Consider the following 18,048-nt stretch of genomic DNA (forward strand, 5'->3'; position numbering starts at 1 on the left):
TCGTCAGCGGTCGAGTGCAGCGAAACGCTCGATGTCGCTGTTGGTGCCCGACACGATGATGAGGTCGTGGTTGGTGACGATCGTGTTCGCCTCGGCGTAGCGGAACGGCTTGCCGGGGCTCTTCACCCCGACGACGGTGACCTTGTACTTCGAGCGGACGCCCGACTCGTTCAGGCCGACGCCGCGGATGAACTTCGGCGGGTACATCTTGGCGAGCACGAAGTCGTCATCGAAGCGGATGAAGTCGAGCATCCGTCCGCTCACCAGGTGCGCCACGCGCTCGCCGGCCTCGCGCTCCGGGTAGATGACGTGGTTCGCGCCGACACGGGCCAGGATCTTGCCGTGGGACTGGGACACGGCCTTGGCCCAGATCTGCGGCACCTTGAGGTCGACGAGGTTGGCCGTGATCAGCACGGACGCCTCGATCGAGGAGCCGACGGCGACGACGGCGACCTGGAAGTCCTGCGCACCGATCTGGCGGAGCGCATCGATGTTCTTCGCGTCGGCCTGCACAGTGTGCGTGACGCGGTCGGACCACTTCTGCACGAGTTCGAGGTTGTCGTCGATCGCGAGCACCTCGCGGTCGAGACGGTCGAGCTCTCCGGCGCAGGCGGCGCCGAAGCGGCCGAGACCGATGACGAGGACGGGAGCGTCGCCCCGGAGGACTTCAACCAACGATCGGCCTTTCCACGGGCAGTGAGTAGTACTGCGTTCGCGATGTCGCGGCGACCGCCGCGGCGAGAGTCACTGTACCAACGCGCCCCATGAAGATGGTCGCGGCCATGACGTAGGAGGCTGAATCGGGCAGATCCGCGGTGAGCCCCGTCGACAGCCCGACGGTGCCGAAGGCCGAGATCACATCGAACAGGACGTGGCTGATCTCCTCCTTGGTGAGCTGGGCGATCACGATGGTCGACAGCGCGACGATGGTCGCCCCCCACGCGACGACGCTGAGGGCCACACGTTGCACGTCGCTCGGGATGCGCCGCCCGAAGGCCTCGACGGACTGACGCCCCTTCGCCTCCGACCACACGGCGATCGCGAGGACGGCCAGGGTGGTGACCTTGATGCCGCCCGCCGTCGATGCCGAGCCGCCCCCGACGAACATCAGCATGCTGGCCGCGAGCAGGGAGGAGCCGTTCAGATCGTCCATCTCGATCACATTGAAGCCGCCGGATCGGGTCATCGCCGAGAGGAAGAAGGCCTGGAACGTCGTGTCGGCGGCATCCATCGACCCGAACGTCTTCGGGTTGTCGAACTCCAGGACGACGAAGACGGCCGCACCCAGGATGAACAGGAGCACCGTGGTGACGAGGGTGAGTTTCGTGTGCAGCGACCAGCGCTTGACGTGCCAGACGTGCTTGGCGAGCGAGTAGATGACGGGGAAGCCGATGCTGCCGAGGAACACGCCCACCATGAGGAGAGAGAGCACGAGGTAGTCGTCGCCGAACACGGCCACACCGCCGTCGTTCGGGGCGAAGCCGGTGTTGGTGAAGGCCATGGCCGCGAAGTACGGGGCCTCCCAGAGCGCCGCGATGGGGTTGACCTCCGCCATCACGAGGGCGGGGTAGAGCAGAACGGCGAGCGTGGCCTCGATGATGAGGGCCGATACCGCGACGGTCGTGAGCAGCTGGCCGACCTCGCCCAGGCGCACGGTCTGGCTCTCGTTCACCACGCCCCCGTGCGCGCGCAGAGGGTTCGTGTCGCCTGCCGCCAGCAGTTTGGCCCGCAGCCCCAAGCGCTTCGAGATGAGCATCCCCATGAGGGACGCGAGGGTGAGGACGCCGATACCGCCGATGTTCACGCCGAGGAAGACGACGACGTGCCCGAACGGCGACCAGTGGTTCGCCATGTCCACGGTCGACAGGCCGGTGACGCAGATCGTCGACATGGCCGTGAAGAGGGCGTCGCTCAGCGGGGTGACGGTGCCGCTGGCGGACGCGATCGGTAGCGACAGGAGAACCGTGAACACGAGGATCAGGAGCGCGAAGACGACGATCGCGAAACGGGAGGGTGAGGAGGTGAGGATCTGCCTCGCACGGCCGGCGATTCCCGACAGACCCTGTCCCGGGGACGACGCCGAAACGATGCCCGACATCGCTGCCCCCTCATCTTCTCTCTCGGACGCGCCCCACGGTCGCACGGCGCCGGTCAGCCGAGCCTCCGTCATGGTACTCCGTGCCGGAGCCGACTACCCTGATCACATGACGGACATCTTCGACGTGATCGCAGACGGTACGAGGCGCGACATCCTCCAGCTCCTGCTGCGGCACATGTCCGAAGGGGAGACCGGCACGAGTGTCAGCCAGATCGTCGCCGATCTGGGCATCAGCCAGCCCACCGTCTCGAAGCACCTCAAGGTTCTTCGCGATGCCGAGCTGGTGTCCGTGCGCGAAGACGGACAGCGCCGGTTCTACAGCCTCGCGGTCGAACCGCTCGAAGTCGTCGATGACTGGCTCGTCCCGTTCCTGGTCGACGCGTACGGCGACGCGGCCCCGGACATCGACTACCCCGGTGGCCCGCTTCCCGACAGTGCGGCACATGCCGCGGAGGTCGTCGGGCGCGCCGCGGCATCCGCCAAGCACGCCGTCACCTCGGCGCTCAAGCGGTTCGGCGGCTGAACCCCGTCGACGGTTCGCGTCCCGGTGTGGCCGCTCGTGGGGCGCGCCCGGAAACGCCTCGCCCCTGACGGCCGGGGGGCATGTCGTCAGGGGCGATCCGCGGATCCCCAGATCCGCGAGGACTCGGCGCGGTGCCGGCGCGAGTCCTGCACTGACAGTGGCAGTCGCGGCTGAGCGAAAGGCGAGCGACGCCTATGTCTCGGCTGGACGGCAGGAGCGGAGGTCGGGGGCCCGCGCGAGTTCCTGGCGGTGGATCCCGCCGATGCCCCACTGATCACATGAGTCACACGGGTTTACAGGTGTCCCAGCTACCCCATAGAGTGTGCACATCGAGAAAGGGGTACGTGGGATGCCCGAGGTTCCAGACGTCCGATTCCTCACGGTGGCCGAGGTCGCCGAAATCATGCGCGTGTCCAAGATGACCGTGTATCGGCTGGTGCACGCCGGGGAACTGCCAGCCGTCCGCTTCGGCCGGAGCTACCGCGTACCGGAGTCGGCCGTGGCCGACGCGCTGCAGCGCCCCATCGCCGACGTCGGGTGAGTCGACACGAGGCCGCACGGCGCACGCCGTCGGGTTTGCTAGACTGATCCGAGGCATTTTTCCGTGCCCGTACCCGGGTGTCCGATTTCGGGGACACCCAGCCCCTGACTTAGTGAGGTTTCCGTGGGTTCTGTCATCAAGAAGCGCCGCAAGCGCATGGCGAAGAAGAAGCACCGCAAGCTGCTTCGTAAGACTCGCCACCAGCGTCGCAACAAGAAGTAAGCGACCAGACACGAGCGCCTGTCTTCGGACGGGCGCTTTGTGTCTCTGCCCACAGATCTGCACCGCCGAGAGGATGTCATGAAGTCGATCACCGTCACCGAACTCGCCGAGCGCTCCGGTGTCCCGCTCATCGATGTCCGGGAGGTGGACGAGTTCGCCGCAGGCCACGTGCCCGGTGCGGTCAACATCCCGATGTCCGAGATCGGCAACCGGCTCGAGGAGTTGCCGTCGGAGGCGTTCGACGTGATCTGCCAGGCCGGCGGCCGTTCGGCGCGGGTCGTCGAGGCGCTGGAGTCCCGCGGGTACGACGCGACGAACGTCGAGGGTGGCACCGGTGAATGGATCTCGCAGGGACGTGCCGTCGAGGTGCCGTCGGCGTGACCACGCTGACCCTGATCCGCAAGCCCGACTGCCATCTGTGCGAGGTGGCTTCTGAGGTGATCGACGCCGTCGTCGCCGAACTGCCGGACGCGGCGGCGGAGCAGATCGAGATCGTCGAGGCGTCGATCAACGACGACCCCGCCCTGTACGAGCTGTGGTGGGAGAAGATCCCGGTCCTGTTGATCGACGGCGAGTTGCATGCGCACTGGCGCGTGACGCCGGACCGTCTGCGGGAAGCGCTGGAGACAGCCGTCCGCAGCGATGTGAAGTCCGAGTCGAAGGAAGCCCTGTGACCATCCGCCATGTCGTGACTTGGAAGCTCGCCGCCGAAGACGCCACCGTGCGTGCCGAGCAGGCAAAGGAAGCCGCGCGCCGCCTGAACGCCCTCGACGGTGTGGTGCCGCAGCTCCTCTCGATCTCCGCCGGAGCCAACATGGCGTACCCGGAGGCGAACTGGGACGTGACGCTGGTCGCGGACTTCGACTCGGTGGAGGCGATCGAGGAGTACCAGGTGCATCCCGCGCACGAAGAGGTCGTCACGTACATCCGCTCGGTCGTGGCATCGCGCGTCGCCGTCGACTTCGAGGTCTGACACTCCGTCGCGGGTTGCGAGGAACTCGATTTCGTCCGTCTTCCCGGCGGTCTCGCAACACAAACGTGATACGCGGCGACGCCGATGCCATTGGTCACGCGACCGACCGCATGTTTAGATGTTCTCCTACCCGTCACCGGGCGTCACATTCGCCCTCGACTCACAGGAGCCGACATGCCTCGTCGTAACCTCATCGCCGGTCTCGCCCTCGCGGCGACCGCCACCCTCGCGCTCGCCGGCTGCGCGACGGGATCCTCCGACGCGGGCAGCGGTGGTGAGCCGGCTGCGGGTGACGACTACGGCTTGATCGAAGCGGGTACGCTCACCGTCTGCTCGGACATCCCTTACCCGCCGTTCGAGTTCGAGGACCCGAACTCGGAGACCGGCTATTCCGGCTTCGACATCGACCTGCTCGGCGCGATCGCCGCGCAGCTCGACCTGGAGCTCTCTGTACAGGACGTGGGCTTCGACGCGCTCCAGTCCGGGACCACCCTCGCTGCCGGGCAGTGCGACGTCGGGGCATCCGCCATGACGATCACCGACGAGCGCAAGGCCAACATCGACTTCTCCGACCCCTACTACGACTCGCTGCAGTCGCTCCTGGTGCGCACGGATTCGGGCATCGAGTCCATCGACGACCTCGCCGGCAAGAACGTCGGCGTGCAGCAGGGGACGACCGGCGAAGCCTATGCGGGCGAGAACGCGCCTGAGGCAGAGCTCGTGCAGTATCCGTCCGACGGTGAGCTGTGGCCGGCCATGCAGGCCGGACAGATCGAGGCCATCCTGCAGGACCAGCCGGTGAACCTCGAGCACGAGAAGGCTGACTCGAACTACAAGATCGTCGAGACCTACGAGACCGACGAGTCGTACGGCTTCGCTTTCGCGAAGGGCGAGAAGGACGCGCTGCTCGACGCGGTGAACGGAGCACTGGCGGACCTCCGCGACAGCGGCGAGTACCAGAAGATCTACGACCAGTACTTCACGGCCAACTGAGTCTGCAGGCGAGTCGGTCGAGAGGACCTTGACGATGGCGTTGAGGCGCACCACGAAAAGCAAGCTGTACCGGTACACCGTCTATGCGGTGCTGATCGCGATCGCCGTCTGGGTGATCGTCAGCACCGACTGGGCTCGGATCGCGAACCTCTACTTCAACCCCGAGGTCGCGGTGAAGATGCTCCCGGGCATCATCACCACGGCACTCGTGAACACCCTGTGGTTCACCGCGGTGGCCTTCATCGGCGGTCTGCTGCTCGGCGTCGTGCTGGCGTTGATGAAGTTGTCCGCAATCGGTCCGTTCCGCTGGATCGCGACGTGCTGGATCGAGTTGTTCCGCGGACTTCCCGCGATCCTCACGATCTTCGCGATCGCGTTCATCCTCCCCATCGGACTCGGCGTACCGGCGACGAAGCTCGGCGGACCGGTGGTCCTCGGACTCATCGGTCTGATCCTGGTCGCTTCGGCCTACATGGCCGAGACGATCCGCGCCGGTATCCAGGCGGTTCCGAAGGGGCAGACGGAGGCGGCGCGTTCGCTGGGCATGTCGCCGATGAAGACGACCTTCTGGATCGTCGTGCCCCAGGGTTTCCGGATCATCATCCCGCCGCTGACCAACGAGTTCGTCCTGCTGTTGAAGGACACCTCGCTCCTGTTCGTGGCAGGATCCTTCATCTGGTCGAAGGAGCTCACGAACTTCGCCCGCGACGCGAGCACGCAGAACGCGAACGGAACGCCGCTGATCATGGCGGCGATCCTGTACCTGATCGTGACGATCCCGCTCACGCGCTTCAGTGCGTGGCTGGAACGACGGATGGCGAGGCAGCGATGATCACCGACCTGATCGATGTCCATGCCCCCGCGATCGACGTGCAGGGGCTCGTGAAATCCTTCGGCGACAACGAGGTGCTCAAGGGCATCGACCTCACCGTCACCAAGGGCGAGGTGGTCTGCGTGATCGGGCCCTCGGGCTCGGGGAAGTCGACGCTGCTGCGCTCGGTGAACCTGCTCGAGGAACCGACCGACGGCAAGGTGCTGATCGAGGGGATCGACATCACCGATCCCGACGTCGACATCGACCGGGTGCGCACGCGGATCGGCATGGTGTTCCAGAGCTTCAACCTGTTCCCGCACCTCGATGTGCTCGGCAACCTCACCATCGCTCAGCAGCGGGTGAAGAAGCGCTCCAAGAAGGAGGCCGAGCAGGTCGCACACGCGATGCTCGAGCGCGTGGGGCTCTCCGAGAAAGCGGATGCCTTCCCAGGACACCTGTCGGGAGGACAGCAGCAGCGCGTGGCGATCGCGCGTGCACTGTGCATGAACCCCGACATGATGCTCTTCGACGAGCCGACGTCGGCGCTGGACCCCGAACTGGTCGGCGAGGTGCTGCAGGTCATGCGCTCGCTGGCGGACGAGGGGATGACGATGCTCGTCGTCACGCACGAGATGGGCTTCGCGCGCGAGGTCGGGTCACGCCTCATCTTCATGGACGGTGGACACATCGTCGAAGAGGGCGACCCGCGCGAGGTTCTCAGCAACCCGCAGCACCCGCGCACGAAGGACTTCCTCTCGCGCGTGCTCTGACTCGGCACCCCGTCCGCGTCCGCGCGTGGGCACCCCGTCTGCGCGTCGAGACCCCGTCTGCGCGTCGGCACCCCCGGTGACAGACGTCTGCCACCGGGGGTCTCGACGCTGAACGGGGGCGTCGAGCTCAGTCGGACGCGAGCTCAGCTGACCGCGAGCTCAGTCGGACGCGAGATCAGTCGACTTCGACGACCTCGGCGTCGGGGGCGTTCCGCCGGACGGACTCGATGCCGTTCAGGGCAGCGGACTTCGATGAGTAGCCCTCGCTGATCGCGATGACCTCGCCGTTGCCGGCCTTGAGGCGGAAGCGGTGCTCGCCGGACTTGTCGGTGTACAGCTCGAACTTGCCTGCCATGAGGAGTCCTTTCTCTCTCGGATGAGGGCACCCCGCCCCCTCGCGCCTCACGCTAGCGGTCGACGCAGATCCGGGGAAGAGCGCGTGGTCAGCCGCGCGGGTGCACGGCGACGGGTTCGGGAGCGACCGCGATGCGCACGCGGTCGCCGAACGAAGGATGGATCCCGGGGGCGTGCTGCACACGCACGAGCTCGCCCGACTCGGTGCGGACCAGGGTACGGCGCATGCTTCCCAGGAAGGTGCTCTCCTCGACCAGGGCGTCGGTCGACGAGTCGGCCTCCGACGCGAAGTACACGTTCTCCGGCCGAAGATAGACATCGACCGGGCCATCCGCCGGCGACTGTAGGGGGAGGCGCTGTCCCCACACCAGGACATGGTCGCCCTCCGCCACGCCCGAGACGACGCTCGAAAGTCCCACGAACGCCGCGACTCCTGCCGTGGAGGGCAGTGTGTAGAGCTGCTCCGGCGAACCGATCTGTTCGATCCGTCCGGCGTTCATCACCGCGATCCGGTCGGAGACGGCGAGCGCCTCCTCCTGGTCGTGCGTGACGAAGACGGTCGTGATCCCGAGACGCAACTGGATGCGGCGGATCTCGTCGCGCAGCTGCACCCGCACCTTCGCATCGAGCGCGGAGAGCGGCTCATCGAGCAGCAGCACCTTGGGCTCGGTCACCAGCGCTCGCGCGAGGGCCACCCGTTGCTGCTGACCGCCCGAGAGCTGATGTGGGAACCTGTCGGCCAAGTCACGCAAACCGACCAGCGCGAGCGCGTCGAGTGAGCGCTTCTCCGCCTCCACCCTGCCGATGCCCCGCCGTCGCAGTCCGAAGGCCGTGTTGTCGGCGACCCGCAGGTGGGGGAAGAGCGAGTACGACTGGAAGACCATGCCGATGTCGCGCTTGTTCGTCGGTATGCGCGACACGTCCCCACCGCCGAGCAGCACGGCGCCGGCGTCGGCTCCTTCGAGGCCTGCGAGCACTCGGAGCAGCGTCGTCTTGCCGCACCCCGAGGGACCGAGCAGGGAGACGAACTCCCCGGGTGCGATGTCGAGGTCCACACCGTGCAGGACCCGCGTGCCGGCGTAGCTCTTCACGATCCCCTGGAGCTCGACGCGCGTGCCCTCCCCGGCACGGGCGAGCAGCAGGTTGTCCTTGGTGCGGGGCAGGGCATGGTCGACGGTCATGAGCGGGCCTTTCGTGGGCCGCGGGCGACACGGCCGATCAGGAGGAGCAGGAGGAACACGAACGCCAGCGCGAGCAGGGTGAAGATGGCCGGCGCGTACGGATCCTGTTTGTTCACCACGACCATCGCGGTCTGGAACACCTGGCGGTTGAGGAGGGAGGCGATCGTGAACTCGCCGAGCACCACGGCGATCGAGATCAGCGAAGCCGCCAGGAGCCCCTGGCGGAGGTTCGGAGCGAGCACCTTGAGCACGACGACCGGCCAACTCGCTCCGAGCGAGCGTGCGGCCTCGGCGAGTGTGCGCAGGTCGGCGGCATCGATCGAAGCCTGGATCGAGCGGAAGGCGAACGGCAGCACGGTGATGCCGTATGCGAAGGCCAGCGTCCACGTGCCGGTGCCGAGCGTGCGTCCGATCTGCAGGTAGATCGGCGCGAGACCGACGACGAGCACGATCGCGGGAATCGAGATCGGGAGGAGCACCGCGAACTCGAACGCCGGCCGGAGTCTCGGGAAGCGCAGGTTCACCAGGATCATGGTCGGCGCCAGCAGGAGCAGCACGATGGCCACGGTGACGACGGCGAGGATCAGTGAGTTGCCGAGTCCCGTCCAGATCGGCTTGAGGGTGGCGGCGGCCGCGGGATCGAACAGCGCGATCCAGCGAGCGAACGACAGACCGCCCTCGGGATCGCGCAGCGTGAAGAGGAACGTCGAGACCAGCGGGACGGCGAAGAACACACCGACGACGATGCCGATGACCCAGCGGGTGGGGCGGGACGGACCGAGCCGGTTCACGACTGCCACCTCGCCGCGCGTCGCTGCACGAAGGAGTACAGGCCCATCACGATGCCGACGACCACGATCATGCCGAGCGCGAGGGCGCCGGCGAGGTTCTCCCGCCCGAGCACGGTCTCGCTCGTGAGAGCGGTACGGATCTGGAGCGGCACGATCTGCGCCCCCTGGCTCGCGAGGGCGGCGGCCGTGGCATAGGACGAGAACGCGTTCGCGAACAGCAGCAGCAGGCTGGCGAGGAACGAGGGGGCGAGCACGGGGATGCCGACGCGCATCCAGAAGCTCGCACGGGTGCCGCCGAGGGTGAGGTTCGCCTCCGCCCACTGTGGCTTGAGGGCAGCGAGGGCGGGCATGAAGGTGATGACCATCAAGGGGATCTGGAAGAAGAAGTAGGGGAGGATCAGACCAGGCAGCTCGTAGAGCCAGGTGCCGTTCGCGAAGATGTCGATGCCGAGCGAGTCCCTCAGGAAGACAGTGACGACGCCCTGGATGCCGATGGTCGCGATGAAGGCGAAGGCCAGCATGACGCCACCGAACTGGGCGAGTACTCCGGCCGCGGCATCCACGGCGGAACGGCTGCGGCTCTCGGGATCCATGCCGAGCAGCGCGTAGCAGACGAGCGCACCGACGACGGCGCCGACCAGGGCGGTGAGGAGCGAGAGTCCGGCGGAGTTCGCGAACGTGTTCAACACGACGGGGTCGGCGAGGGCCGCGATGTTCGACCAGGTGAACGCGCCGTCCTTCGTGAAGAAGCCGGAACCGACCGCGAGCACGGTGGGAACGGCCAGGAACAGCACGACGTAGGCGGCGAAGGGGACGAGCCCGAGCCAGGCGAAGGACGGAGCGGACCGCCGGGCCCTCGCGTGGGGCGAGAACCCGGCGGTGGGAGCGGGGGCGGATGCCGTGGCATCCGCCCCCGTTGCGGTGAGGGTCGTCACTGGACCGCCGCGGCCCACTTCTCGCCGAGAAGCGTGCCGGCGTTCGTGGACTGCTCTTCGGTCGGGACCACGGTCGTCTCCGGGGCCTCGGGGAGCGCAGCAGCGAGGTCGGTGTCGATCGTGCCCGCGTCGGTCATGGCCTCCATGCGCACCGGACGGGCGCCGCCCTTCAGCCACAGGTTCTGGACCTCGTCGCTGTAGAGGAACTCCTGCCACAGACGGGCTGCAGCGGGGTGCGGGGCGTCGACGTTGATGGCCTGGTTGTAGTAGCCGGCGTAGCCTGTGCCGTCGAGGACGACGACCTTCCAGTCCTCGTTGTCGGCCGAGTGCGAGGCGTTCAGGTAGTCCCAGTCGAACACGACCGGGGTCTCGCCGCTCACGATGGTCGCGGTAGTGACGTCGACCTTGAGCAGGTTGCCCGCCTGCTGAAGCTCGGAGAAGAAGTCGATGCCCGGCTGGAAGTCGTCGAGCGTGCCGTCGGACTGCACGGTCGCCAGGCCCACGGCGGCGAAGGCGGCACCGGCCTGCGTCGGGTCGCCGTTGATCGCCACAGCACCCTTGTAGTCGGACGAGAGCAGGTCGGAGAGCTCGGCGGGCGCATCGAACTTCGACGAGTCGTAGCCGATCGACATGTACCCGCCGTAGTCGCCGACGAAGAGGCCGCTGGGCTCCTTCAGCTCCTCGGGGATGTCGTTCCAGGTCTGAACCTTGTACGGCGCGAACGTGTCGGTGTTCTGGAGCGCGACGGTCAGGCCGAGGTCGAACACGTCCGGGGCGGTGTCGAGACCCTTGTTGGTCTCCGCGGCCTGGATCTCCTCCGCGCTGGAGACGTCGGGCGAGGTCTCATTGATCGTGATCTCCGGATACTTCTCGGCGAACAGATCGAGGATCTCGCCGTAGTTCGCCCAGTCGCGCGGAAGGGCGATGACGTTGAGGGAGCCCTCGGCCTTGGCTGCGGCTTCGAGGTCGGCGAAGGTGCCGAAGTCGGTGACCGAGGTCGCGATGGCGGCGTCGACATCGGAGCTGCCACCACCGGTCGCGTCCGCTGCGCCGGAGCAGGCGGTGAGTGCGAGTGCGGCCGTGGTGGCCAGGGCGATGCCGGCGCCGATGCGCGCGCGGCGGGTGATGCGGGCCATGAGTGTCCTCTCGGTGTCCGGCGCTGTGAGCCGGGTTCGGGTTGCGAGAGGACACTATGAGGCGCAGGTTGCCGACCGTCGCGGTGCGGGTGAACGGTCGGTGGCGAGAGGGTGGCCGAACAGGGCCGCGGGCCTCAGACCTGCGGGACGCTGTACTTGAAGCCGCGGTGCGAGCCGACGTAGCCCAGTCGCTCGTAGAAGCGGTGCGCGTCGGTACGGGCGGCATCGGAGGTGAGCTGCACCATCGTCGCGCCCACGGCGGGGGCAGCGACCTCTCCCACCCAGCGCATCACGGTGGAGCCGATGCCCGACGAGCGCAGACTGCTCCGCACGCGCACTGCCTCGACGAGCAGTCGCCGCGCGCCCCGACGCGCCATCCCCGGGATCGAGGTGAGCTGCAGCGTGCCGACGACGTCGCCGTCCAGCTCGACCACGAGGAGGTCGTTCGACGGCTCGGTCAGGATCTCGACGAGCCCCCGTGTGTACGCGGGACGGTCCTCGTCGGAAGCCACGTCGCCGCGCGCGGCGCTGATCGGATCGTCGGCGAGGAGAGCGATCACGGCATCCGTGTCGTCCACGGTCGCCCGGCGCAGGAGCGCGGTGCCCCTGCGCGAATCGAACGAGTGCGGCAGCGGGAGGGCATCGAGCATGCCACCAGTCTGCCAGCGCCCGGCCGGATGCCGGAGCACCGCCGACTCTCTGGAATCATGGCCAGGTGGATATCGGCGCTGTGCTCGGACTGGAGCAACTCACGTGGGGCATACTGCTGCTCGTCGTCATCGCCGCTTTCTGCGCCGGCTGGATCGACGCGGTCGTCGGTGGGGGAGGTCTGCTGCAGCTCCCCGCGCTCCTGCTGATCCCCGGCATCTCCCCCGTGCAGGCCCTCGCCACGAACAAGCTCGCCTCGGTCTTCGGCACCGCGACCAGTAGCGTCACCTACTACCGCCGCGCGAAGCCCGACATACGCACGGCCCTGCCCATGGCGGCGATCGCCTTCGTCGGCTCGTTCGGTGGCGCGGCCGTGGCGACCGTGCTTCCGCCCGCCGCGTTCAAGCCCATCATCGTGATCGCCCTGCTCGTGGTGGCGCTGTTCACCGCATTCCGTCCCCAGATGGGCGCGGCGACCCAACTGCGTTTCCACGGGCACAAGCATCACATCATGGCGGGTGCCGCCGGCCTCGGGATCGGCTTCTACGACGGGATGATCGGTCCCGGCACCGGTACCTTCCTCGTGATCACTCTCGTCGCGCTGCTGGGCTACGACTTCCTGCAGGCGAGCGCCAAGGCGAAGATCGTGAACCTGGCCACGAACGCGGGTGCCCTGATGCTGTTCATCCCGCACGGCGCGGTGCTGTGGTTGCTGGGCGGCATCCTCGCCGTGGCGAACGTCGCGGGCAGCTACCTGGGCTCGCGCATGGCCATCTCCCGCGGCACGACCTTCATCCGCGTGGTGTTCCTGGCGGTCGTGGTCGCCCTGATCGCGAAGCTCGGCGTCGACGTGTGGAACGAGAACATCGTGCCCGCGCTCGCGCTCCTCGGCTGAGCAACGAAAAAGCGCCCGGGTCGCACGAATCCGAAGATCTCGTGCGACCCGGGCGCGCGTCGCGGTAACGGCGGGGTCAGGCCTCGTCGTCCTCCGGCTCGAAGTCGACGCCGGCCTCGGCGCGCTGCGCCGCGGTGATCGGTGCCGGTGCGGCGGTCAGCGGGTCGAAGCCGTTGCCGGACTTCGGGAACGCGATGACTTCGCGGATCGACTCGGTCTTGGTGAGGTGCTGCAGCACGCGGTCCATGCCGAGCGCGATTCCGCCGTGCGGCGGGGCGCCGAACTTGAACGCGTCGAGCAGGAAGCCGAACTGCTCGTCAGCCTGCTCGTCGCTGATGCCCATGACCTCGAACACGCGCTTCTGCACGTCTTCGCGGTGGATGCGGATCGACCCGCCGCCGAGCTCGGATCCGTTGCACACGATGTCGTAGGCGTAGGCGAGAGCAGAACCGGGGTCGGTGTCGAAGGTGTCCTCGAACTCCGGCTTCGGGCCCGTGAACGCGTGGTGCACGGCGGTCCATGCCCCGGCGCCCACAGCGACGTCGCCCGAGGCCACGGCATCTGCGGCGGGCTCGAACATCGGGGCGTCGACGACCCAGGTGAAGGCGAACTCGTCCGGGCTCAGGTAGCCGAGGCGACGACCGATCTCGACGCGTGCGGCACCGAGCAGGGCGCGGCTCTCCTTGGTGGAACCGGCGGCGAAGAACACGCAGTCGCCGGTCTCCGCACCCACGAGCTCTGCGAGTCCGGCCTGTTCCGACTCGGACAGGTTCTTCGCCGCGGGGCCGCCGAGCGTCCCGTCCTCGTTGAACAGCACGTACGCGAGACCACGGGCTCCACGCTGCTTCGCCCAGTCCTGCCACGCGTCGAGCTGCTTGCGCGGCTGGCTCGCGCCGCCGGGCATCCGCACGGCGCCGACGTACTCGGCCTGGAAGACGCGGAACGGGGTGTCCGCGAAGTACTCGGTCGCGTCGACGAGTTCGAGGCCGAAGCGCAGGTCGGGCTTGTCGGAACCGTACTTCGCCATGGCATCGGCGTACGTCATGCGCGGCAGCGGGGTCGCGACCTCGACGCCGATCGTCGCCCACATCGCGACGATGAGCGACTCCATCAGGGCGATGACGTCTTCCTGGTCGACGAAGCTCATCTCGATGTCGAGCTGCGTGAACTCGGGCTGGCGGTCGGCGCGGAAGTCCTCGTCGCGGTAGCAGCGTGCGATCTGGAAGTACTTCTCGACACCGCCGACCATCAGCAGCTGCTTGAACAGCTGCGGCGACTGCGGCAGGGCGTACCAGCTGCCGGGGCTCAGTCGCGCGGGCACCAGGAAGTCGCGGGCACCTTCGGGCGTCGAACGCGTGAGGGTCGGCGTCTCGACCTCGGTGAAGTCCTCGGCGTGCAGCACATCGCGGATCGCCTTGTAGACGTCGGAACGCAGGCGCAGGTTGGCGGCCTGTCCGGGACGACGCAGGTCGAGGTAGCGGTACTTGAGGCGCGCCTCTTCTCCGACCGTCTCGGTGTCGGCGAGCGCCGTCGACACCTGGAAGGGCAGCGCAGCGGACTCGTTGAGCACCTCGACATCGGTCGCGATGAGCTCGATCTCCCCGGTCGGCAGGTTCGGGTTCGCGTTGCCCTCGGGGCGCAGCGACACCTCCCCGGTGACCTTCAGGACGAACTCGTTGCGCAGCGGGTGCGCGATCTCCTCGTCGCGGATGACGACCTGGGCAATGCCCGAGGCATCCCGCAGATCGATGAAAGCGACTCCTCCGTGGTCACGACGGCGATCGACCCAACCCGTGAGGGTGACGGTCTGACCGATGTGCTCGGCTCGCAGAGAGCCTGCCGAGTGGGTGCGAAGCACGGAGTATTCCTTCTGATCTGGGAAATGGGGAACGCGCCCATTCTACGGGGGTGGTCAACACGTCTCCGGCCCCGTCAGCGGCGCCGGAGCCGCCGGATCAGTAGGATCGCCAGGACACAGCTCTTACACAGAAAGGGAGCACCGTGGACACCAACGGCATCTCCGATCTCTACGCATCGATCTTCTCCGGCACCACGGGGCTGATCGCGCTCGTCTTCTACATCCTCGTCGCCGTCGGACTCTGGAAGGTGTTCACGAAGGCCGGATACCCCGGGATCCTCGCGATCATCCCGATCGTGAACCTCATCTTCCTGGTGAAGATCGCCGGCATGTCCGGGTGGTTCGCGCTGCTCTACCTGATCCCGATCGCGAACCTGGTCCTCGCGATCATCGTGGCGTTCAAGCTCGGCGCACGCTTCGGCAAGGGCGGGGCCTTCTCGTTCTTCCTGCTTTTCCTCTTCCCGTACATCGGGTACCTGATCCTCGGCTTCGGGGATTCGCGCTACAGCAAGGCGTGACATGACGGCGTCCCGGTTGCACCTCGTCCGACACGGCGAGGTGCACAATCCGGCCCGCGTGCTCTACGGGCGGCTGCCCGACTACCACCTGAGCACGGCGGGCCGGGGGATGGCGGCGGCCGCTGCCGAGCACGTCGCGGAGTCGGGTCGGCCGGTCTCCGCGCTGTACTCCTCACCATTGGAGCGTGCGCAGGAGTCCGCTGAGCCGTTCGCCGAGGGCTTCGATCTCGTGCCGGAGATCGACATCCGCCTCATCGAGCCGACCAACGTCTTCGAGGGCACGCAGATGCGTCGTTCCCTCATGAACCCGCTGAACTGGTGGCACCTGCGCCAACCCGCGCTGCCGAGCTGGGGCGAACCGTATTCCTCCATCGCGGAGCGGATGCTCGGCGTCATGGACGAGGCCTGGGATGAGGCGGCCGACGGAGACGTCGTGATGGTGTCCCATCAGGCGCCGATCTGGATCACGCACCTCCGCGTCGCGGGTCTGCCCCTGCGTCATGACCCGCGCACCCGACGCTGCGCCCTGTCGAGCGTCACCTCATTCGAACGCGTCGGTGATGTCTGGCGCGAAGTCGCCTACGCCGAGCCGGCCGCGACCGGCGGCGTCGTGGATGTCGGAGCCGTCTGACCCCCGTTCGAATCGCGCAACCGGCTCCCTTTCGGCGACGGATGCGGCCAGTTGCGCGATTCGAAAGCCGAGGTCAGTGCTCGGCAGCCAGGAGTGACTGGATGATGCCGACGGCTGCGAGCTGACCGGCGCCGGCCGCCAGCAGGACCGACGCCATCGGGCCGGGGAGCGAGGCACGGTGCGCGAGGTCGCCCGCGGCGAAGACCCCGGGGAGCGAGGTGCGGCCGAATTCATCGATCTCGATCGCACCGGACTCGAGCATCCGCACGCCGAGATCTGCGGCGAAGGGTGCCCGCTGCCGCATCGTGCCGGACGCCACGAAGACGCCGGCCACGACGGACTCCTCGGAACCGGCGATGATCCGTACCCCGTCGTCGTGCCTCTCGACGGATGCCACCGGAGCAGCGCTGATCCGCACTCCCTCCGCCTCGAGGGAGGTCCGTTCCTCGTCCGTGAACGCCTCGGCGATCGGGAACACCGTGATGTCCTCGACGATGCGCCCGAGCAGCCCGATCAGATGGCCGGCGCGAGGGGCGGCACCCACGATGCCGATCGACCTGCCCGCATGCTCGTGACCGTCGCAGAAGGGGCAGCTGAACGCGAGGGTGCCCCACAGGTCCTGCAACCCGGGGACGACGGGCAGATCGTCGGCGACGCCGGTGGCCAGGATGACCCGTCGCCCCTCGACGGTCGATCCGTCGGCGAGCGTCACGGTGAACGCATCCTCGGATCCGGAGATCCCGGTGGCGGCACCCTCGCGGATCTCCACGTCGGCGTAGGCCGAGAGCTCGTCTCGGGCCTTCGCTCGGAACTCGGCAGGGGGAGTGCCGTCTGCACCGATCATGTTGTGCATGTGCAGCACGGTGCCGTTGCGGTACTCGCCCGAGTCCAGCAGCAGTGCCGAGCGGTGCATCCGACCGAGGGTCAGGGCGGCTTGCAGCCCTGCCGGGCCTGCGCCGATCACGATGGCGTCGTACATGGGAATCCTTCCGTGGAGGTTGCTTTCCCGCACAGTCTGTGACTTCATGTCAACATGAAGTCAAGCGCCGAGCATCCCTGGTCCGTGGGCGACGTCGCCACCCGGTTCGATCTACCGACGAATGTGTTGCGGCACTGGGAGTCGGTCGGGCTGCTCACCCCTCCCCGCGACTCCGCCGGGCGGCGACGATATGGCGAGGACGAGGTCGTGCGGATCGCCGTGATCCAGCGCAGCAAGGCCGCGGGGATGAGCCTCGAGCAGATCGCGGTGCTGCTCGACGACGGGAGCGCCGGAAGGCACCAGGTGCTGCAGCAGCACCTGGACGACATCGACCGGCGCATGGAGGAGATGCGCCGATCGCGGGAGATGACCGAGCACGCGATGGGGTGTCGCGCGCACGACATCGCCACGTGCCCTCGTTTCCGAGCCGGTGTGGACGACGTCCTGGCGCGGTTCTGAGGCTTCGTCGAAGGCCTCCGTTTCCATCTCGCGCATAGGAAGCTCTGCGTAAACTCGGAGTCGTGCCAAGCGATTCGACGGTCCGTCCGATCCGCAGCGGCCGCTCCTCCCGCACCCGGCGCTCGCGTCGTGCGGTCGGTGCCGCGCTCGCTGCGGTGCTCGCCATCGGTCTGAGCGCGTGCGCTCCCGATCCGGTGAGTGAATCGTTCCTGAACGGCGAGAACACCGGATACGTCGCGGCCGACGGCGCGATCGTGGAGATCCCCGCCGCCGACCGTGGCGAACCCGTGACGTTCGGCGGTGTCACCGAGACCGGTGAGAAGTTCGACAGCGCCGACGTCGCCGGACATGTCACGGTGGTCAACTTCTGGTACGCCGGCTGCGCGCCGTGCCGCCTCGAAGCCGCCGACCTGGAGGCCGTGTGGCAGAAGTTCGCCGACGAGGATGTGTCTTTCGTGGGCATCAACACCCGCGATCAGGCCGACACCGCCGTCGCGTTCGCCGAAGAGTACGACATCACCTACCCGAGTCTGATCGACGTCGACACCGCTGAGGCCAAGTTGGCGTTCGCCAAGGTCGTGCCGATCGCGGCCACACCCACCACACTCGTCCTCGACAAGCAGGGTCGTGTCGCCGCCAAGATCATCGGTCCGATCGACGGCCCGTCGATCCTCTCCACGCTGGTCAAGGACGCGCTCGCGGAGGACTCGTGAGCACCTCGGGAGCGTT

At 67.6% G+C, this 18,048-nt stretch carries 24 protein-coding genes; 14 read left to right on the forward strand and 10 right to left on the reverse strand.

The features are described 5' to 3' along the window. Nucleotides 1-3: 3 nt before the first annotated feature. Both LRQ07_RS03635 and LRQ07_RS03640 read right to left on the reverse strand, forming a co-directional pair. Nucleotides 4-675, reverse strand: coding sequence for a potassium channel family protein (locus LRQ07_RS03635; protein WP_047520565.1), 672 nt, complete (start codon nt 673-675; stop codon nt 4-6). Beyond that, on the reverse strand, nt 668-2,098 hold the full coding sequence (locus tag LRQ07_RS03640; RefSeq protein ID WP_232762525.1) for a TrkH family potassium uptake protein: 1,431 nt from the start codon (nt 2,096-2,098) through the stop codon (nt 668-670). Before LRQ07_RS03640 ends, LRQ07_RS03635 begins: the two co-directional genes overlap by 8 nt. A 106-nt stretch (nt 2,099-2,204) precedes the next feature. On the opposite strand from LRQ07_RS03640, the gene LRQ07_RS03645 reads away from it, so the two are divergent. The 9 genes from LRQ07_RS03645 (at nt 2,205) to LRQ07_RS03685 (ending at nt 6,934) form a co-directional block, all read left to right on the forward strand. Then, a complete protein-coding gene (locus LRQ07_RS03645) occupies nt 2,205-2,621 on the forward strand; it encodes an ArsR/SmtB family transcription factor (RefSeq protein WP_134353029.1) in 417 nt (138 codons plus the stop codon). A 349-nt stretch (nt 2,622-2,970) separates the two neighbouring features. Next, a complete protein-coding gene (locus tag LRQ07_RS03650; RefSeq protein ID WP_047520567.1) occupies nt 2,971-3,162 on the forward strand; it encodes a helix-turn-helix domain-containing protein in 192 nt (63 codons plus the stop codon). A gap of 123 nt (nt 3,163-3,285) precedes the next feature. After that, on the forward strand, nt 3,286-3,384 hold the full coding sequence (locus LRQ07_RS03655) for a 30S ribosomal protein bS22 (protein ID WP_003792170.1): 99 nt from the start codon (nt 3,286-3,288) through the stop codon (nt 3,382-3,384). A 78-nt stretch (nt 3,385-3,462) separates the two neighbouring features. Beyond that, a complete protein-coding gene (locus tag LRQ07_RS03660) occupies nt 3,463-3,765 on the forward strand; it encodes a rhodanese-like domain-containing protein (protein ID WP_047520569.1) in 303 nt (100 codons plus the stop codon). Beyond that, nucleotides 3,762-4,058, forward strand: a complete 297-nt coding sequence (locus LRQ07_RS03665) for a glutaredoxin family protein (protein ID WP_232762524.1) — start codon at nt 3,762-3,764, stop codon at nt 4,056-4,058. Before LRQ07_RS03660 ends, LRQ07_RS03665 begins: the two co-directional genes overlap by 4 nt. Then, entirely contained in the window at nt 4,055-4,357 is a 303-nt protein-coding gene (locus LRQ07_RS03670; RefSeq protein ID WP_047520573.1) for a Dabb family protein, read from the forward strand. Before LRQ07_RS03665 ends, LRQ07_RS03670 begins: the two co-directional genes overlap by 4 nt. A 174-nt stretch (nt 4,358-4,531) precedes the next feature. Beyond that, on the forward strand, nt 4,532-5,350 hold the full coding sequence (locus tag LRQ07_RS03675; RefSeq protein ID WP_131491759.1) for a basic amino acid ABC transporter substrate-binding protein: 819 nt from the start codon (nt 4,532-4,534) through the stop codon (nt 5,348-5,350). Between the two features lie 34 nt (nt 5,351-5,384). Further along, nucleotides 5,385-6,182 carry an amino acid ABC transporter permease gene (locus LRQ07_RS03680; protein WP_232762523.1) on the forward strand — a complete coding sequence of 266 codons (798 nt, stop codon included), beginning with the start codon at nt 5,385-5,387 and terminating at the stop codon, nt 6,180-6,182. Next, nucleotides 6,179-6,934, forward strand: coding sequence for an amino acid ABC transporter ATP-binding protein (locus LRQ07_RS03685; protein WP_047523409.1), 756 nt, complete (start codon nt 6,179-6,181; stop codon nt 6,932-6,934). Before LRQ07_RS03680 ends, LRQ07_RS03685 begins: the two co-directional genes overlap by 4 nt. 175 nt (nt 6,935-7,109) lie before the next feature. Here the strand turns inward: LRQ07_RS03685 and LRQ07_RS03690 are convergent, their stop codons facing one another. The 6 genes from LRQ07_RS03690 to LRQ07_RS03715 all read right to left on the reverse strand — a co-directional run bounded on the left by LRQ07_RS03690 (nt 7,110) and on the right by LRQ07_RS03715 (nt 11,981). Then, complete coding sequence (locus LRQ07_RS03690; RefSeq protein ID WP_153243598.1) at nt 7,110-7,289, reverse strand: YegP family protein; 180 nt, start codon at nt 7,287-7,289, stop codon at nt 7,110-7,112. Nucleotides 7,290-7,377: 88 nt separating this feature from the next. Continuing rightward, entirely contained in the window at nt 7,378-8,469 is a 1,092-nt protein-coding gene (locus LRQ07_RS03695) for an ABC transporter ATP-binding protein (RefSeq protein WP_256535860.1), read from the reverse strand. Further along, nucleotides 8,466-9,260, reverse strand: a complete 795-nt coding sequence (locus LRQ07_RS03700) for an ABC transporter permease (RefSeq protein WP_256535861.1) — start codon at nt 9,258-9,260, stop codon at nt 8,466-8,468. Before LRQ07_RS03700 ends, LRQ07_RS03695 begins: the two co-directional genes overlap by 4 nt. Beyond that, nucleotides 9,257-10,195 carry an ABC transporter permease gene (locus LRQ07_RS03705; protein ID WP_256535862.1) on the reverse strand — a complete coding sequence of 313 codons (939 nt, stop codon included), beginning with the start codon at nt 10,193-10,195 and terminating at the stop codon, nt 9,257-9,259. Before LRQ07_RS03705 ends, LRQ07_RS03700 begins: the two co-directional genes overlap by 4 nt. Continuing rightward, nucleotides 10,192-11,331, reverse strand: coding sequence for an ABC transporter substrate-binding protein (locus LRQ07_RS03710; RefSeq protein ID WP_256535863.1), 1,140 nt, complete (start codon nt 11,329-11,331; stop codon nt 10,192-10,194). The genes LRQ07_RS03705 and LRQ07_RS03710 overlap by 4 nt, the downstream gene beginning before the upstream one ends. 134 nt (nt 11,332-11,465) lie before the next feature. After that, nucleotides 11,466-11,981, reverse strand: coding sequence for a GNAT family N-acetyltransferase (locus LRQ07_RS03715; RefSeq protein WP_248539755.1), 516 nt, complete (start codon nt 11,979-11,981; stop codon nt 11,466-11,468). Nucleotides 11,982-12,046: 65 nt separating this feature from the next. Here LRQ07_RS03715 and LRQ07_RS03720 point away from each other — a divergent pair, with 65 nt between their 5' ends. Next, nucleotides 12,047-12,874 (forward strand): sulfite exporter TauE/SafE family protein, encoded by an 828-nt coding sequence (locus LRQ07_RS03720; RefSeq protein ID WP_131491767.1) that lies wholly within the window; start codon nt 12,047-12,049, stop codon nt 12,872-12,874. Between the two features lie 76 nt (nt 12,875-12,950). On the opposite strand, the gene aspS is transcribed toward LRQ07_RS03720, so the two are convergent. Next, nucleotides 12,951-14,732, reverse strand: a complete 1,782-nt coding sequence (gene aspS, locus LRQ07_RS03725) for an aspartate--tRNA ligase (RefSeq protein WP_131491768.1) — start codon at nt 14,730-14,732, stop codon at nt 12,951-12,953. 143 nt (nt 14,733-14,875) lie between these two features. Between aspS and LRQ07_RS03730 the strand changes: the two genes are divergently transcribed. Beyond that, a complete protein-coding gene (locus LRQ07_RS03730) occupies nt 14,876-15,250 on the forward strand; it encodes a DUF5684 domain-containing protein (protein WP_256535864.1) in 375 nt (124 codons plus the stop codon). Between the two features lies 1 nt (nt 15,251). Beyond that, nucleotides 15,252-15,881 carry a histidine phosphatase family protein gene (locus LRQ07_RS03735; RefSeq protein ID WP_256535865.1) on the forward strand — a complete coding sequence of 210 codons (630 nt, stop codon included), beginning with the start codon at nt 15,252-15,254 and terminating at the stop codon, nt 15,879-15,881. A gap of 73 nt (nt 15,882-15,954) precedes the next feature. Here LRQ07_RS03735 and LRQ07_RS03740 read toward each other — a convergent pair whose 3' ends face one another. After that, a complete protein-coding gene (locus tag LRQ07_RS03740) occupies nt 15,955-16,860 on the reverse strand; it encodes an NAD(P)/FAD-dependent oxidoreductase (protein WP_256535866.1) in 906 nt (301 codons plus the stop codon). A gap of 54 nt (nt 16,861-16,914) precedes the next feature. On the opposite strand from LRQ07_RS03740, the gene LRQ07_RS03745 reads away from it, so the two are divergent. Next, on the forward strand, nt 16,915-17,319 hold the full coding sequence (locus LRQ07_RS03745) for a MerR family transcriptional regulator (RefSeq protein WP_047520711.1): 405 nt from the start codon (nt 16,915-16,917) through the stop codon (nt 17,317-17,319). Nucleotides 17,320-17,381: 62 nt separating this feature from the next. Further along, entirely contained in the window at nt 17,382-18,032 is a 651-nt protein-coding gene (locus LRQ07_RS03750; protein ID WP_256535868.1) for a TlpA family protein disulfide reductase, read from the forward strand. The last annotated feature ends 16 nt before the right edge of the window (nt 18,033-18,048 follow it).

The organism is Microbacterium sp. J1-1 (assembly GCF_024498615.1).
Lineage (GTDB): Bacteria > Actinomycetota > Actinomycetes > Actinomycetales > Microbacteriaceae > Microbacterium > Microbacterium aurugineum.